This is a genomic window from Enterococcus sp. LJL51 (genome assembly GCF_049894025.1).
Lineage (GTDB): Bacteria > Bacillota > Bacilli > Lactobacillales > Enterococcaceae > Enterococcus_L.
This window is the reverse complement of record NZ_JBNEQE010000001.1, coordinates 435,712-451,767: the sequence shown is the minus strand read 5'-3', so window position 1 is coordinate 451,767 and position 16,056 is coordinate 435,712. Positions and strand designations below refer to the sequence as shown.

The window sequence follows — 16,056 nt, the reverse complement described above, 5'->3', positions numbered from 1 at the left end:
TAAGAAATAATAGAATCGAATTTATTTTCATTTAAAATGAGCTTTTTTCAGAATTATTTGCTATACTGGTATCGTTACAAGTTCCCGAAAGGATTTACAGTGTAAAGACAACCGAGAACACCGGTTGATTTTTTATGTAAAGATGCCTTGTAACCGAATATTAATTAGGGGGAATACTTATTATGGCAGAGAAACATTTATTTACATCGGAGTCCGTTTCAGAAGGACATCCGGACAAGGTAGCGGATCAGATTAGCGATGCAATTCTGGATGCCATCCTGACTCAGGATCCTATGGCAAGAGTTGCTTGTGAAACATCTGTTACAACAGGTTTAGTGTTGGTTTTCGGAGAGATATCAACGACAGCTTATGTGGATATCCAGAAAATTGTACGTCAAACAGTAAAGGATATTGGGTATACAAGAGCAAAATATGGCTTTGATGGTGAAACAGTTGCTGTTCTTGCAGCAATTGATGAGCAGTCTCCAGATATTGCTCAGGGAGTAGATGAAGCTTTGGAAGTTCGCGGTGATGCGGACGAAAAGGACGAGATTGGTGCTGGAGATCAAGGACTGATGTTTGGTTTTGCAGTGGATGAAACACCCGAATTAATGCCATTGCCTATCTCTTTAAGTCATCGTTTAGTACGTCGTTTGGCAGAGCTGAGAAGAGCGGATACCTTGCCTTATCTTCGGCCAGATGCAAAATCTCAAGTGACAGTGGAGTATGATGAAGCTGGACAGCCGAAACGGGTAGATACTGTTGTCATCAGCACACAGCATGATGAGAATGTTACACTGGAGCAGATTCAAAAAGATGTCAAAGAATTAGTTATAAAAGAAGTTATACCGGAAAAATGGTTAGACGAAGAAACGAAATATTTTATTAATCCGACTGGACGTTTTGTGATTGGTGGTCCTCAAGGAGACGCCGGGTTGACTGGCCGTAAAATTATCGTTGATACGTATGGCGGCTACGCTCGTCATGGCGGCGGTGCTTTCTCCGGGAAGGATGCAACAAAAGTTGATCGTTCAGCAAGCTATGCTGCACGTTATATTGCTAAGAATCTTGTTGCTGCTGGTTTAGCTAAAAAGGCTGAAGTACAGCTTGCTTATGCAATTGGTGTGGCTCAGCCAGTATCTATTTCGATTAATACCTTTGGTACAAGTGAAATTCCTGAAAGTAGATTGATTAAAGCTGTCCGTGAGAATTTTGATTTACGTCCGGCGGGCATCATTGAAATGCTGGATTTACGCCGTCCGATTTACAAACAAACAGCAGCATACGGACATTTTGGTCGTACAGATATCGAACTTCCTTGGGAGCAGACAGACAAAGTCGAGGCTTTAAAAGCTAGTTTGGGGGAATAAAGAGGCGGCTCTGTTAAGTGATTAACAGAGCGCTTCTTTTTCTTTGACTAAAAAAAATTGATAATTTCATTTTATTCGGAGTTTTTAGAAAAAAGTTTGGGTATTTAATTATGTCTCAAACTTCTTATTGGTATAGGCTGACTTGGACAGCAAGATGAAATTTAAAAAACGAGGAGAGCACAATATGGAAAGACAAACAAATATAAAACTAGTCACACTTGGTGTTTTTACAGCAACCTTCATGACCGCAATCGAAGGAACCATTGTTTCAACAGCGATGCCGACGATTGTCGGTTCTTTAGAGGGCATGGAAATTATGAACTGGGTATTTTCTATTTATTTATTAACGAATGCCATGCTGACGCCAATCTATGGAAAGCTGGCTGATAAAATCGGCCGCAAACCGGTATTTCTGATTGGGATTACTGTATTCATTATCGGATCTTCTTTTTGCGGTCTCGCCCCTAATATGCTGACGCTAATTATTGCCCGGGCGATTCAAGGGATCGGTGCGGGAGCTGTAATGCCGGTAGCCTTAACGATAATTGCAGATATTTATCCGATGGAACAGCGGGCGAAAATATTGGGCTTGAACAGTGCCGCCTGGGGAGTTGCGAGTGTCTTTGGACCATTAGCCGGTGGTTTTATTGTTGATACAATTGGCTGGCACTGGATATTTTTTATCAATGTTCCAATTGGTCTGGCTTTGTTGGCATTAATCAGTGTATATCTTGTTGAACCAAAAAGAAAGAGCTCCAATCAGCCAATGGATCTTCTCGGCAGTGGTCTGCTTATGTTGGTATTGTTGACGCTGCTGTTGTCTTTTCAGATGATTGGGGAAGGCGGCTTCTCACTCAATATTCTACTGTTTTTAGCATTGACTATAATTTTCTGCCTTCTATTTGTCAGAACTGAAAAACGTGCTGCAGATCCGGTTATTTCTCTTCATCTGTTTAAAAATAAAACCTTTATGCTGGTTAATCTCGTGGCAGCATTAATCAGCGGATTTCTAATGGGTATCGAAGTGTATATTCCGATGTGGCTTCAGGGAGTTTTAGGAACCAGCGCAGGTCTTGGGGGCTTGGCATTGGCGCCTATGTCTATCCTTTGGATGATCGGTTCATTCTATGCCAGCAGCTTAATGGGAAAAACAACGGTTAAAAATGTCTTAGTTCTAGGACTATCCATTATTTTGATTGGCGGACTGAGTTTGACAATTGTTCCTGTTCAGACACCTGTATTTTTATTCTTTGTTATTTCTTCAATTTTGGGAATAGGATTTGGGTTAACGATTACAACCACGACGGTTACTGCACAAAACAGTGTGTCGAGCGATGAAGTTGGTGTAGCAACCTCCTTCAACACATTATCACGGACTATTGGACAGACTGTAATGATTTCTATCTTTGGTGTCTTGCTTAATGCGGCAATGGCAGTTAATCTAAAAAACAGTAGTTTGGATGTTGATTCCAGTGTGATGAACCAGCTGGTAAATCCTCATACGGCGCATCAAATTCCTGCGAAACTGCTGCAGCCTTTGCGCACAATTTTGTATAGTGGTCTTCATTCGGTTTTTCTGACGGGGATTGTTTTAGTTGTTGCGGCCCTCTCAATGGTTTTATTTTTGCAGCGAAAAAAAGCGCAAACAGTGTTAAAATAAAGTAACATTGAAAAAGTGAGGGATTGTAATGGCATTTTTACAAGCAAATATTTATTCAAATGTATTAGGTATGGAAGTAATGATGAATGTAATTTTACCTCAGCAGACGAAGAAGATTTTCGGAACAGACAGTGTGGGAAACAGAAAAGATGTTCCTGTATTGTATCTGCTTCACGGGATGGGGGGCAACCATAGTGTTTGGGAAAGAAAGTCAAATATTGAACGCTATGTAGCTGATTATGGAATGGCTGTAGTGATGCCTTCCACTGATTTAGGCTGGTATGCAGACACAACCTATGACATGAATTATTGGACATTTCTTTCGGAAGAACTTCCGGAAATTTGTCGGGAGCTTTTCCCGCAGCTTAGCCGAAAAAGAGAAAAAACATTTGCTGCTGGATTGTCTATGGGTGGTTATGGGGCTATGAAGCTAGGGTTGATGCAGCCGGAAAAATTCGCCGCAGTTGCCTCTTTGTCGGGACCGCTTCATATTGCTGCTGGAGTAGACAGCCTTCTTTCGATACGAAGTAAAGCTTATTGGGAAGGTGTTTTTGGTCCATTGGAAAAACTGAAAGATTCTGAACATGATTTAGTTTATCTGCTGAATAAAAAAATTCAAAACAAAGAAGAGCTTCCCAAGTTTTTTATCACTTGCGGTGAAGAAGATCCGTTACTACCGGCTAGTCAGTACGTGGCAAATATGTTGAAATCAGATAATTATGACCATTTCTTTGAGACTTCCCCTGGAGGCCATGACTGGATTTTTTGGGATAAATGGCTGCAAACCGTTATCTCCTGGCTACCGTTAGCTTAACTTGTATTCATAGTTATTGAAATTTTTAATTCAGATTATTTGTTAATTAAAGTTGACATCCGTGGCATATCTTTTTATGATTGAAGTATAATTGTTATTTTTGTCATTAAGTGAAAATGTTTTTATATTCATTTTAAAATTAACTTATAGAATGAATGTATAGATAATCTAGAACTGAAAAATAATAATCGTATTTTAAGAAGGAGATTTTGAAATGGATGAAAAAAATTATCGAAAATGGCGAAGTGAGTTTGGACAACAGTTGATGAAAGAAAATCCAACAAAACCAAAAGAGGTTAGAAACGCACTGCTTCAGGTTGATGATATTCAAAAGCAGTTTGAAGGACTAAAAAGCTTTCTAGAGGAGGCTCGAGAGCTTAACGAGTCGATGCTGGCAAGCTATGAAAAGCAGTTTACGGCTGAGAGAAAGAAAAAAGTTGAAAAGACTAAACTAATTTCTTTTGAAGAAATTAGTTTGATAAACGAAGATAAACATTGATATAATGGCTATTTGAACAACAGCAGGCAGATATTTATATATTTGCTTGTTGTTTTTTTTTTGAAATGCAAGTCGTTATTTTTGAAAAAAGCAAAAAGTGACTCTACAATGAAAATGTAAAGTTTTTTAGAAAGTTGGAATGGAGGGAGAGAAATTGAATCGAAGCAAAAAGGTCATTTTAGGCTTGATCATCATTATTGGGCTATCACTTTTGATCCCCTTAATTATTTATAACGATCAGGTTGGTATCTTAGCATTTCCCGAACAGAAACTGACTTATTCATTGTTTATTGGACCAGTGCTGAATGGCTATCTGTTTTGGGCTAGTGTAGTTTTGTTTGTATTACTTGTAGCATCTTTCTTTGTTGTTCTGTTCTGGCCTAAAAAGGAAAAATCTGTGATAGTGAGGGACTTGAATGGGCAATTAAAAATTGAACAGAAAAGTATTGAAAGCTATGTCGCTGCAAATCTAGATCAAAGACAGTTCATTGAAAAGCCGAAGATAAAGGTTAATATGACAAAGAATAAAATAGCAGTTAAAGTTTTAGGCAGGTTCGGTGAATATCAGGGAATTGTTCCCAGCGCAGAACAGGCAATGGTTCAAATGAAAGAAGAGCTGCAGACTCTTCTGGGTGTAACTGACAGGTCGATTGATATAGTGATTGAATTTGTCGATTATGTCCCAGAAGAATCGAAGAAATCCAGAGTTGAGTAGAGAGGTGATCAAGATGAAGGAGATTTTTGACGAATACAAGTGGCCGATTATTGGCGGTATTGGTGGTTTGATTTTAGCAGTATTGCTGATGACTCTGGGCTTTTTTAAAACACTTTTAATCCTTATCCTGATGGTAGTTGGAGTCTATGCAGGATTTTACTTGAAAGCTACGGGTTTAGCGGACCGCTTGTTTAAACAAAAGCCGTAACAAGGCTAATTATCACTAGGTTATAATATTAAATTTATATATTAGAACAAAAAAATTGGGAGGTAAAAAGAATGGACACTCAAAAAACAGTAATGACAAATCAACAAACAATTAAAGGTGAATTGACGTATGATGATAAGGTTATTCAAAAAATCATCGGCATCGCTTTGGAAAATATTGATGGACTTCTAACAGTGAACGGCGGTTTCTTTTCAAATATTGCTGAGAAGCTTGTAAATACTGACAATGTTACCTCTGGTATCGATGTTGAAGTAGGGAAGAAACAAGTTGCCGTTGATTTAGACATTGTTGCAGAATATGGTAAGGATATCTCTAAACTATTCAAAGATATTCAAGCAACAATTGTTGAAGAAGTGAAAAAAATGACTAGTCTTGAAGTGATTGAAGTTAATGTGAATGTTGTTGATATTAAAACAGTAGAGCAATACAAAAAAGATTCAGTAACGGTTCAAGACAGAGTTGGCGATTTTGCTGAAAATACTGGTGAGTTTGCTTCAAACCAAACAGATAAAGCCAAAAAGGCAATTGGTAGAGGGGCAGATAAAGCCAAAGAACAAATGGAACCGCGTGTAGAGTAATCATTAAAAACTAGAGTCGATACTTACTTATAGAAAGAAGGAAATTAAGATGGGATTAATATGGTCACTTTTAGTAGGGGCGTTAATTGGTGTGATTGCAGGAGCGATTACGAATAAAGGAAAATCAATGGGCTGGATTGCGAATATTGCAGCTGGTTTAATTGGTTCAGCAATTGGACAAAGTATACTGGGACACTGGGGACCAAGCTTGGCAGGAATGGCATTAGTTCCGTCAATCGTTGGAGCTGTAATCTTAGTAGCTGTAGTCAGCTTTTTCTTAGGCAGAAACTAATTACCGACAGGCTTTTATTATCATATCAGAAAACGGGAAAGCAGCAATCTGCTGCATTCCCGTTTTTTTAATGTTCTCCTGACTCGACAGCCAAACCATTTAGAAATATTGTAATCATTTTTTTGAAGGTATCCTTTTGGCGTTGCTTTTGTCGAAATTGAAGGCTTTCTTCTATGTTTGTCAATTGATTTTCGTGAAGGTACTGTTTCATTAAAACAACCTGTTGATTTAAATAGTCATCACCATCAACCATCTTATGATAAAGCTGTTGTTCCTCCTGAACATCTACCAATAATCCCAGCAATAAATGCTGTAGTGAATTCACAGCTGTAAAGCTGTCTTCAATAGAGAAGCCTGCTTTTTTTAGGATTGCCAGCATTTTATCATAACGTATTAGACGTGAAGGGTAGGACGGTATGGTATGTAGTTCGATTTCAAGCGCACAAGGGTAATTCTGATACAGCTCATAATAATTTTCCATGTATAAAAATAGGGTGTGTCGCCAGTCTTCCTGCTCCTCAGGCTCCTGAAAGTGTCTGTCCACTTCTTCGGCCATGCTCTGAAGAAGGGCCTGCTTATTTTGAAAATACCAGTATAAAGCTGGAGCTTGAACACCCATTTTTTTCGCGATGTTGCGCATAGAAAGCTTTTCAATATTTGGTGTTTCATCTAATAATTGAAAAGCTGTTGCAATAATTTTTTCTTTGGAGAGCTTGTTTTCCATTTTTTTCATCCTTTAGCATGAATTTTGTGTAAACTGCTTGTATTTACTCCTTAAAATATGGTAAATTATTGTGCAGTCTATTTTACAGTGTTAAATTAAATGGTTTGGCAACAGCCCGTGTCTCGCTGCAGTCGATTCATATTTATAATAACACATTCCCTCTCTTATAAAAACGTTGCTGAAAATGAGGCGAAAATAGGCTGAGTTTAAAAAGAAAGTAGGGGAATTGATGAACATTGTTATGGACCACGTAAAAAAGTATAAGAAGGAAACAATTATTGCTTTATTTACAGTGATTATTATGGTCATGTCTGCTCTCTGGCAGCCTAAGCTGCTGCAGCAGGTGCTTGAAGCAATCATTAAAGAAGATAACAATAAGATGCAGTCATTAGGCGTGTATTTAATTGGAATCGCAGTGCTGGGACTTATTGCAGGTGTAATTAACACAATTTTTTCTGCGAAAGTAGCTCAGGGAGTAAGTGCGGATATTCGTGAAGCAGTCTTCCGAAAAATTCAAACCTTCTCATTTGCTAATATAGAAGAATTCTCATCAGGAAATCTGGTTGTTCGACTAACAAATGATATTACACAAATTCAAAATGTTATTATGATTGCTCTGCAGTCATTGTTTAGAATACCGATTCTTTTTATCGGCAGCTTTGCGCTGGCGATGACAACATTGCCCCAGCTATGGTGGATTATTGTTTTGCTGGTTGTTGCTGTCATTATTATCACTATGCTGTCGTTTTCTCAGATGGGCAAGCACTTTACCATTATTCAAAATCTGATTGATAAAGTGAATAGTATCGCAAAAGAGAATTTAATGGGGATTCGCGTAGTAAAATCCTTTGTGCAGGAGAAAAATGAGCTGGAACGGTTTGGTAAGGTAAGTAACGATTTAACCAAGCACAATGTCATCGTAGGAACTTTATTTTCGGTGATGATTCCATCGTTTATGCTGGTTGCTAATCTAGCGGTAGCAGGGGCAATTTTCTTTGTGGGTGATTTGGCGAAGAATGACCCTACATTGATTGGCGGCATTGCTTCATTTATGAACTACCTTATGCAGATTATGATGGCAATCATTATCGGCGGTATGATGATGATGATGACTTCTCGTGCAGCAGTATCTATCAAACGGATTAAGGAAGTTATGGACACCGTTCCAGCAATTACGTATCCTGAAGTACCTGAGCAGGAGCTTGACGGTAGTGTGGTTTTTGACCATGTCAGCTTCCATTATCCAGGTGATGATACCGATACACTGAAGGATGTATCCTTCACCATTAAGCCAGGAGAAATGATTGGCGTAGTTGGTGCTACAGGTGCCGGAAAGTCGACTTTGGCACAGCTGATTCCCCGTCTTTTTGATCCGACGGAAGGAACTGTGAAAGTTGGCGGAGTAGATTTGCACGAAATTAATGAGCATAGTCTGCGAAAGACCGTTTCATTCGTTCTGCAAAAAGCAATCCTATTTTCAGGAACAATTTCTCAAAACCTGCGGCACGGGAAACGTAATGCAGATGAAGGGGATATGACCAGAGCGACTCAAATCGCTCAAGCCCGTGAGTTTATTGAAAAGCTGTCTCTAGGCTATGAAGCTCCAGTAGAGGAACGGAGCAGTAATTTTTCGGGTGGACAAAAGCAGCGCCTGTCAATTTCCAGAGGGGTTATTGGCGATCCTAAAATACTGATTCTTGATGACAGTACGAGTGCTTTGGATGCTCGTTCGGAAAGTCTGGTCAAAGAAGCTCTGGAAAATGATTTGGAGAATACAACAACGATTATCATTGCGCAAAAGATTTCTTCCGTAGTAAATGCGGATCGCATTTTGGTGTTGGATAAAGGGAAGCTTGTGGGAGAAGGAACACACAAGCAGCTGGCAGCTGAAAATGAGGTATATCAAGAGATTTATGAAACGCAAAGAGGAAAGGATGAGGTAGAATGACGGACTTAGTTAAAGCAAGTAAATTCTTTTATCATTATTTGAAAAAGTATAAATTATCCTTTTTCATCATTGCTGTAACGATTGTCGCAGCTACCTATCTGCAAGTAAAAGCACCTCAATTTATTGGTGAAGCAATCGAGGAGCTGACAAATTATGTTTTAGGCTTTATGCAGGGAAAAGATGATAAAACAGCATTTATTGGAGTTATCCAAAAGCTGGTCATTTTTTATGTCTTAACCAGTGCGGCGAATTTTGTCTATAGTATTTTATTTACACAAGTTGTTGGGAAATCGACTAACAGAATGCGTTTAGGATTGTTTAATAAACTGGAAAAGCTAACAATCCGCTTTTTCGATTCTCATAAGGATGGAGAGATTTTAAGTCGATTCACCAGTGACTTAGATAATATTCAAAATAGTCTCAATCAGGCATTGCTGCAGGTTCTAACGAATGCTGCGTTGATTGTTGGTGTGCTGATTATGATGTTCCAGCAAAATGTTGAACTGGCGTGGGCAACGATTGCTTCAACACCGGTTGCGGTTTTTATTGCTGTGGTGATTATTCAAAAAGCCAAAAAATACGTAGATATTCAGCAAGATGAAGTTGGCAGACTGAATGGATATATGGACGAAAAAATCAGCGGTCAGCGGGTAATTATTACCTATGGACTTCAGGACGAGACCATTGACGGTTTCATGGAGCAGAATAAAAAAGTTCGGGAGGCAACCTTTAAAGGACAGGTCTATTCGGGCCTGCTGTTTCCAATGATGCAGGGAATGTCTCTGGTTAATACAGCGATTGTTATCTTCTTTGGCGGCTGGCTAGCACTCAACGGCCAGGTGGACCGGGCAGCAGGTCTCGGTCTGATTGTGACATTTGTTCAATACTCACAACAGTACTATCAGCCGTTAATGCAGATATCATCGGGCTACAGCATGATTCAGCTGGCTGTAACTGGTGCGAGAAGGTTGAATGAAATGTTTGATGAGCCAGATGAGGTTAATCCTGAAAACGGTAAAGAAATTACTGGTGTTCATGAGTCTGTCGCATTAAATAATGTAGATTTTGGCTACGATGAACAAGTTCCTATTTTGAAAGATGTTTCAATCAAAGTGAACAAAGGCGAGATGGTGGCGCTTGTAGGACCAACTGGTTCTGGTAAAACAACCATTATGAACTTGCTGAACCGCTTCTATGATGTTAATAGCGGCTCAGTCACCTTTGATGATACAGATGTTCGCGACATTGAGTTGAGCAGCCTGCGTGCCCATGTGGGAATTGTTTTACAGGATTCTGTGCTTTTCTCAGGAACGATTAGAGAAAATATTGCTTTTGGGAAACCGAATGCACAGGAAGAAGAAATCATTGCAGCTGCAAAGCAGGCAAATATTCATGAATTTATCCTGTCTCTTGAAAAGGGCTATGACACAGAGATTACAGAAGAAAATAATATTTTTAGTACAGGACAAAAGCAGTTGGTTAGTATTGCCCGTACGATTTTAACTAATCCTGCTCTGTTGATTTTGGATGAAGCGACTAGTAATGTTGATACTGTAACAGAAGCGAAAATTCAAAAAGCAATGGAAGAAGCAATTAAGGGGAGAACCAGTTTTGTGATTGCCCATCGTCTGAAAACTATTTTGAACGCAGACCGTATCGTTGTTTTGCGGGATGGTAAAGTAATTGAAGAAGGAAACCATAACGAGCTGTTGAAGCTGCATGGTTTTTATTCCGAACTATACCACAATCAATTTGTTTTAGAATAGACTTATGGGATTAAATACTAAGGAATGCTGTTTCAATTTCTAAGCATAGAAAACTTAGTTCTGTTAATTCTATTTTTAATCTTAAAAACTGAATAACAAGTGTAGCCAGAGAAGATTCTTTAGGAATAAGCCGAAATATACGAAAATAGCTTCTATTTTCAGTGTATTCCGGCTTATTTTTTGCTGGGCATTTTGATATGCCTTAAAGTTAGCGTGAGAAAAACAGCAGCAGGAATAATTAATGTTCAGTTAATGTTTGGCTGTTAGTAGGTTAATGGTCTAATCGTATTCTATACCTATCAAAGGAGGAGATAGGATGAATACTCAAAGACGTATCTTAACATTAAACTTTACTGGAATTGATTTAGTCAAATATGCAGCGGCAATTATGATCATTTGTATTCACTGTGACGCAGTTGTGGACAGCCCGCTCTATAATTTTATTATAAAAAATATTATCTGCCGTTTGGCAGTTCCTTACTTTTTTATTACGGCTGGTTTTTTTGTCAGAAAGGGTATGACGAAATCAGAAGGCTATCTTCAACGCTACCTTCTAACAATGGGAAAATCTTACCTGTTATGGAGTCTGTTGTTTTTACCACTGGGACTTCAATGGATTAGTCAGCAGTTTGACTTGCCAATCTTGCTTTACCCAGTGGCTTTACTTGTCGGACTGATTTATGTAGGAACCTATTATCATCTCTGGTATATTCCAGCAACGATGTTTGCTCTTGTTCTGACTCATTTCCTGCTGAAGCGTCTAGGCTATGTCAAGCTGTTAGGGTTCAGCATAGTGCTGTATAGTTTAGGGTGTCTGGAGTCATATAGTGGTTTGCTAAATGGAACAATGCTAGGGGATCTGTTTAAATTGTATCAGCAATTTTTTATTACAACACGAAACGGTCTGTTTTTTGGCTTTGTATTTATTGTTTTAGGCTTCTTATTACATGATTATGGCAATAAATTAGCGGTAATTCAATTATATTCCGGACGTCTTCTGATTTTACTAAGTATTATATCTCTTCTAGAAGGAATGCTGCTGTTTTTTAATCCAGGAACAGACGCAAATTTTCTTTTCAGCCAGCTATTATTTAGTCCAGTATTTTTTCTGTGGACGCTTTCTCTGCGGGTTCCGAAGAACTGGAATTATAGACAACTGCGGGAATTAAGCAAGTATTATTATTTTTTACATCCGCTTGTCTTATTTTTCAGTCAGCTGCTTTTGGCACAGCTTTCAGTTCAATGGCTGCTTCCCACAGGTTTACTTCAGTTTCTGCTGGTAGTGAGTGTTACTCATCTGCTAAGTACAGGAATAATCAGTATTACTGGGAAACTGCGGGCGCGTAAAAATGCACCGGCAATCAAGCCGCAGCATGTTCAAAACTGAAATTGTCAGCACGAGCTTCCTATGGTAACCTTGTGTTAATACCATATAAAGGAGACCGGCAGGATGGCAAATATACTAATTGCAGATGATGAAAAAGAAATTATTGATTTACTAAAGCTGTATTTGGAACGCGACGGAACTGTAATTTTTGAAGCTGCGAACGGTAAGCAATCTTTGGAAGTGCTGGAGAAAGAAGCTATTGATTTGATAATATTGGATATTATGATGCCTGAACTGAACGGTTTTGAAGTGACAAAAAAAATTCGTGAGCAAAGTAGTATCCCAATCATGATTATTTCTGCAAAAATAGATACAACCGATAAAATATTTGGATTAGAGCTGGGGGCGGATGACTATATTACAAAACCTTTCGATCCCCTAGAAGTAACAGCTAGAGTCCGCGCAGCTCTTCGAAGAAATTATGAACTGAATCAGCAGCAGCGTCAACCGGAACAAATCGTTGTCAGAGAGCTGACTCTTGACATGGGACAGTGTTTGCTGATTCGTCAGGGGGAAGAGATTCCCCTGACCTCAGTTGAATTCAAGGTATTGTTTTTATTGATGAATTCTCCGGGACAGGTTTTTACCAAAGAACAAATTTTTGAAGCCGGCTGGGAAGACAGCTATGTAGTGGATGATAATACAATTCGAGTATGTATCAGTAAGCTGAGAAATAAAGTTGGTGAGCATAATATCAAGACCATTCGTGGTCTGGGGTATAGATTGGAGAAGTAAGATGAAGGGTTTGCGACGCTTTCTTATATTTCTGTTTATTGGTTTGACGATACCAATGATTATTCTGTATACAATTGTTGATACTGTTTTTATCTATTATACCAATACGTATCACGAGAGACCTTCACTAATGCTGGCTGGCTATGGTGGTGTGATTGTGATTAAGGTTGTATTCTTCTTGCTATTTCTTTTTGTCTTTATCCGTTTGATTAGTAAAAAGATTCAAGAAGAAAATGTCCGTTATTCAAAAGAGAAAATGACGTTGTTTGCAAATATTGCTCACGATCTTAAAACACCTAGTACTTCTGTCATGGGCTTTGCACAGGCTTTGGCAGAAGGGGAAGTAGCAGAGCCGGAAAGACAAAAGGAGCTGCTTAAAACAATCTATGAAAAATCAAAGCAGTCAAATGAGCTGTTGGAATTGATGTTTCAATATACAAAGCTTGAAAGTACTGATTATCCTTTTATATTCGAAAAACTAGATTTGCAACGGCTGCTGAAAGAATCAGTCGCTTCTCTTTATAACCAGTTTGAAGAACGACAGATTGCTTTGGTGCTGGACTTTCCAGAAGAAGAGGTATGGCTGGAGGCTGACCGTACAGAACTGACAAGAGCACTTAATAATCTTTTAGTGAATGCATATACCCATAATCCTGTCGGCAGCAAGGTATTGGTTCAGCTAACTGTTAAAAATGATCTTGTTGAGGTCGTCATAGCCGATACAGGAGAGAGGCTAAGTAAGGAAACAGTTGAAGAAATTTTTCTACCGTTTATACAAAAGGATTCTGCCCGTCAAAAAGGCAGCGGCTTAGGACTAGCCATTACGAAAACGATTATTGAACGTCATGGGGGAACCATCTCTGTGGTCCATACAGTTCCTGAATATACAAAAGGATTTATGATTCAATTATCTAAAAGTAATTAAAAAGAGGGGGATGACACTAGTAAGAGTTTATCCCTTGAAATCGAATGGACAGTGTTCTGAAAGCTACCATATCTTCGGAAATAAGTCAGGCGATACAGAAAATAGGAGAAGCTATTTTTTGTATCGCCTGACTTATTTTTTTAGGTAAAGCACTTTTGTTCTATTGTCACTTTTAGCCGGAATCAGCAGCTGATTTTCTATTTCTTTTCTATACAATATAGAATAGGCGGCTGGTTCATTTGATTGATAAATTGATAAGTGAGCACATTGTAGAGCTTTTGTGGCAGGTTTTGACAAAGCTGTTGAACCATTTCCAATTCCCGTTCTCCACCTTCATGTCCATAATAAACGACGAGAATAATTCGCCCTTTGGCTGTTAGCCGCTCTAGAACAGCATTTACAGCTATTTCTGTAGTTGCTGGCTGAGTGATAATTTCTTTATCGCTTTTTGGCAAATACCCTAGATTAAATATAGCCGCCTTAACAGTAGTATTTGAAGGCAAAGCCTCACTGATTGTTTCATGTCCTTGATGAAGTAATTCTACTTGTTTGGAGAGCTGAGCAGCTTCAAGCCGTTTTGCCGTGTTGGCAATAGCAGTTTCCTGAACATCAAAAGCGTAAACTTTTCCAGAGCTGCCGACTAGAGAAGCTAATAGTTCTGTGTCATGTCCATTACCCATCGTTGCATCGATTACGTGATTACCCGGCTCAATAACCTCTTTCAGCAGCGTATGGCTGAAGTGTAAAGCAGTTTGCAGCATTAAATCATCACCTTTACTTCTTTTCGGGCATTGTATTTCCCTTGGTAGCTATCCCGTTTTTTCATTTCGTTGTCTATCGCGTTTAGCACTTCCCATTTTTTTAAGCTCCACATCGGACCAATGAGAGAATCGTAAGGAGCATCGCCAGTTAAACGGTGTATAATAATTTCCGGCGGAATCATTTCCAGCTGATCACAGATTACTTCAACATATTCTTCCCGGGTCATTAATTGTAGACGTCCTTCATTATAGTCCCGCATCATTTTTGTGTTTGTCATTAAGTGAAGCAGGTGAAGCTTAATTCCCTGAATATCTGAATCAAGAATTGTCCGCCGTACATTTTCCAGCATCATCTGCCTATCTTCACCTGGCAGACCGTTAATTAGATGAGTACATACACGAATGCCGTGTTTTCTAAGCTTTTCTACGCCATCTAAATAGGTTTGGTAATCATGGGCACGATTGATTGCTGCACTAGTGTCTTCAAAAGTTGTCTGTAGTCCTAACTCTACCCAAAGATAATAGCGTTGATTCAGTTCGGCTAGATAATCAACGACATCATCCGGCAGACAATCCGGGCGTGTACCGATTGCTAGACCTACAACACCAGGTTCGTTGACCACCTGCTCAAAGCGGTGACGAATGACCTCGACAGGCGCATGTGTGTTAGTAAAGTTTTGGAAGTAGACGATGTACTGATCAACATTCGGCCACTTGCCATGCATCATTTGTATTTCCTTTTGAAATTGGACTGGCAGAGGATCATGAGGGGCCACAATCATGTCGCCGGAACCTGATACACTGCAGAAGGTACAGCCGCCTTTGGCAACAGTCCCATCCCTGTTTGGACAGTCAAATCCGCCATCAACAGGTACTTTAAAAATCTTTCCGCCAAATTGCTTACGCAACGCATAATTCCATGTATGATAACGTTTATTGGCATCATCTGTATAAGGAAATAAAGTCATATTATCTTCTTCTTTCTCAAGGTTGTTTATTTTTGAAGCGTAAAGTAAAGCGTAATTTTTGATAGATAGGGTAGGTCATCAGCAGCCAGAAAAGTCCAAACGAAAATCCGCCAAGTATATCACTGGGGAAGTGAACACCCAGATAAACTCTGCTAATACCAATAAATAGAATAATGATACCCAATATTACCTGCAGGATGCGGCAAAGCATCTTTTTTTCTATAAATAAGGGCAGTAATAAAATGATTGTACCATAAAGAAGAACACTACCGGTGGAATGCCCGCTTGGAAAGCTGGAGCTGTGCTCGATGACCAGATGTTCAAGCGTAGGTCTTTCACGCATGAACAGCAGCTTAACCAGCGGATTGAGAACACCAGCAGCAAAGGCTGTATTGGCGAATAGCCAGATTGCTTCTGCGTAGTATTTCTTTAAGAACAGAACCCCGGAAGTCAAGACTGCCAAGACTGCAACGGTCAAAGGATTCGCTAGCTTTGTGTACCAAATGAAAAATTGATTTAGAGCTGGATAAGGACCTCGAATACTACCAGTAACTGCCTGGTCGAAGTTGTGCAGCGATTCAGGATAAAATTTTACCAAATAGCCTAGAAAAATGAAAATCAGCAGAAAGCAGCTCCCGGCAAATTGGTAATAGAGTTTGTTTTTCATAGCGTCGATTCCTTTATA

The 16,056-nt window shown here is 39.2% G+C and carries 17 protein-coding genes and 1 riboswitch; of the genes, 13 read left to right on the top strand and 4 right to left on the bottom strand.

What is annotated here, in order from left to right; genetic code table 11:
• The first annotated feature begins 69 nt into the window (after nt 1-69).
• Nucleotides 70-185, top strand: a riboswitch (SMK box riboswitch).
• The 8 genes from metK to ACPWSO_RS02100 all read left to right on the top strand — a co-directional run bounded on the left by metK (nt 183) and on the right by ACPWSO_RS02100 (nt 6,157).
• Nucleotides 183-1,370 (top strand): methionine adenosyltransferase, encoded by a 1,188-nt coding sequence (metK, locus tag ACPWSO_RS02135; RefSeq protein WP_426081131.1) that lies wholly within the window; start codon nt 183-185, stop codon nt 1,368-1,370. It overlaps the preceding riboswitch by 3 nt.
• Before the next feature lie 184 nt (nt 1,371-1,554).
• Nucleotides 1,555-3,030, top strand: a complete 1,476-nt coding sequence (locus tag ACPWSO_RS02130; RefSeq protein WP_426081130.1) for an MDR family MFS transporter — start codon at nt 1,555-1,557, stop codon at nt 3,028-3,030.
• A gap of 28 nt (nt 3,031-3,058) precedes the next feature.
• Nucleotides 3,059-3,844, top strand: a complete 786-nt coding sequence (locus ACPWSO_RS02125) for an alpha/beta hydrolase (RefSeq protein ID WP_426081129.1) — start codon at nt 3,059-3,061, stop codon at nt 3,842-3,844.
• A gap of 214 nt (nt 3,845-4,058) precedes the next feature.
• Complete coding sequence (locus tag ACPWSO_RS02120) at nt 4,059-4,343, top strand: hypothetical protein (RefSeq protein ID WP_426081128.1); 285 nt, start codon at nt 4,059-4,061, stop codon at nt 4,341-4,343.
• A gap of 154 nt (nt 4,344-4,497) precedes the next feature.
• The gene (amaP, locus tag ACPWSO_RS02115) at nt 4,498-5,058 is read left to right on the top strand and encodes an alkaline shock response membrane anchor protein AmaP (RefSeq protein ID WP_426081127.1); all 561 of its coding nucleotides are present in this window, start codon (nt 4,498-4,500) and stop codon (nt 5,056-5,058) included.
• 13 nt (nt 5,059-5,071) lie between these two features.
• Complete coding sequence (locus tag ACPWSO_RS02110) at nt 5,072-5,266, top strand: DUF2273 domain-containing protein (protein WP_426081125.1); 195 nt, start codon at nt 5,072-5,074, stop codon at nt 5,264-5,266.
• A gap of 71 nt (nt 5,267-5,337) precedes the next feature.
• Nucleotides 5,338-5,865, top strand: a complete 528-nt coding sequence (locus ACPWSO_RS02105) for an Asp23/Gls24 family envelope stress response protein (RefSeq protein ID WP_426081124.1) — start codon at nt 5,338-5,340, stop codon at nt 5,863-5,865.
• A gap of 49 nt (nt 5,866-5,914) precedes the next feature.
• Entirely contained in the window at nt 5,915-6,157 is a 243-nt protein-coding gene (locus tag ACPWSO_RS02100; protein WP_426081123.1) for a GlsB/YeaQ/YmgE family stress response membrane protein, read from the top strand.
• 67 nt (nt 6,158-6,224) lie between these two features.
• Here the strand turns inward: ACPWSO_RS02100 and ACPWSO_RS02095 are convergent, their stop codons facing one another.
• Nucleotides 6,225-6,881: a TetR family transcriptional regulator gene (locus ACPWSO_RS02095; protein WP_426081122.1), complete on the bottom strand. Its 657-nt coding sequence runs from the start codon at nt 6,879-6,881 to the stop codon at nt 6,225-6,227.
• A gap of 229 nt (nt 6,882-7,110) precedes the next feature.
• Here ACPWSO_RS02095 and ACPWSO_RS02090 point away from each other — a divergent pair, with 229 nt between their 5' ends.
• The 5 genes from ACPWSO_RS02090 to ACPWSO_RS02070 all read left to right on the top strand — a co-directional run bounded on the left by ACPWSO_RS02090 (nt 7,111) and on the right by ACPWSO_RS02070 (nt 13,642).
• Nucleotides 7,111-8,829: an ABC transporter ATP-binding protein gene (locus ACPWSO_RS02090; protein WP_426081121.1), complete on the top strand. Its 1,719-nt coding sequence runs from the start codon at nt 7,111-7,113 to the stop codon at nt 8,827-8,829.
• Complete coding sequence (locus tag ACPWSO_RS02085; RefSeq protein ID WP_426081120.1) at nt 8,826-10,595, top strand: ABC transporter ATP-binding protein; 1,770 nt, start codon at nt 8,826-8,828, stop codon at nt 10,593-10,595. The genes ACPWSO_RS02090 and ACPWSO_RS02085 overlap by 4 nt, the downstream gene beginning before the upstream one ends.
• A 316-nt stretch (nt 10,596-10,911) precedes the next feature.
• A complete protein-coding gene (locus ACPWSO_RS02080) occupies nt 10,912-11,982 on the top strand; it encodes an acyltransferase family protein (protein WP_426081118.1) in 1,071 nt (356 codons plus the stop codon).
• Nucleotides 11,983-12,045: 63 nt separating this feature from the next.
• Nucleotides 12,046-12,717, top strand: coding sequence for a response regulator transcription factor (locus ACPWSO_RS02075; RefSeq protein ID WP_426081117.1), 672 nt, complete (start codon nt 12,046-12,048; stop codon nt 12,715-12,717).
• A 1-nt stretch (nt 12,718) separates the two neighbouring features.
• Nucleotides 12,719-13,642, top strand: a complete 924-nt coding sequence (locus tag ACPWSO_RS02070) for a sensor histidine kinase (protein ID WP_426081116.1) — start codon at nt 12,719-12,721, stop codon at nt 13,640-13,642.
• Nucleotides 13,643-13,839: 197 nt separating this feature from the next.
• Here ACPWSO_RS02070 and ACPWSO_RS02065 read toward each other — a convergent pair whose 3' ends face one another.
• From ACPWSO_RS02065 to ACPWSO_RS02055, 3 genes are read right to left on the bottom strand one after another with little or no spacing between them, the layout of a single operon-like run.
• Complete coding sequence (locus tag ACPWSO_RS02065; protein ID WP_426081115.1) at nt 13,840-14,403, bottom strand: class I SAM-dependent methyltransferase; 564 nt, start codon at nt 14,401-14,403, stop codon at nt 13,840-13,842.
• Entirely contained in the window at nt 14,403-15,371 is a 969-nt protein-coding gene (locus ACPWSO_RS02060) for a TIGR01212 family radical SAM protein (RefSeq protein ID WP_426081114.1), read from the bottom strand. The genes ACPWSO_RS02065 and ACPWSO_RS02060 overlap by 1 nt, the downstream gene beginning before the upstream one ends.
• Before the next feature lie 16 nt (nt 15,372-15,387).
• Nucleotides 15,388-16,038, bottom strand: coding sequence for a phosphatase PAP2 family protein (locus ACPWSO_RS02055; RefSeq protein WP_426081113.1), 651 nt, complete (start codon nt 16,036-16,038; stop codon nt 15,388-15,390).
• Nucleotides 16,039-16,056: the final 18 nt, after the last annotated feature.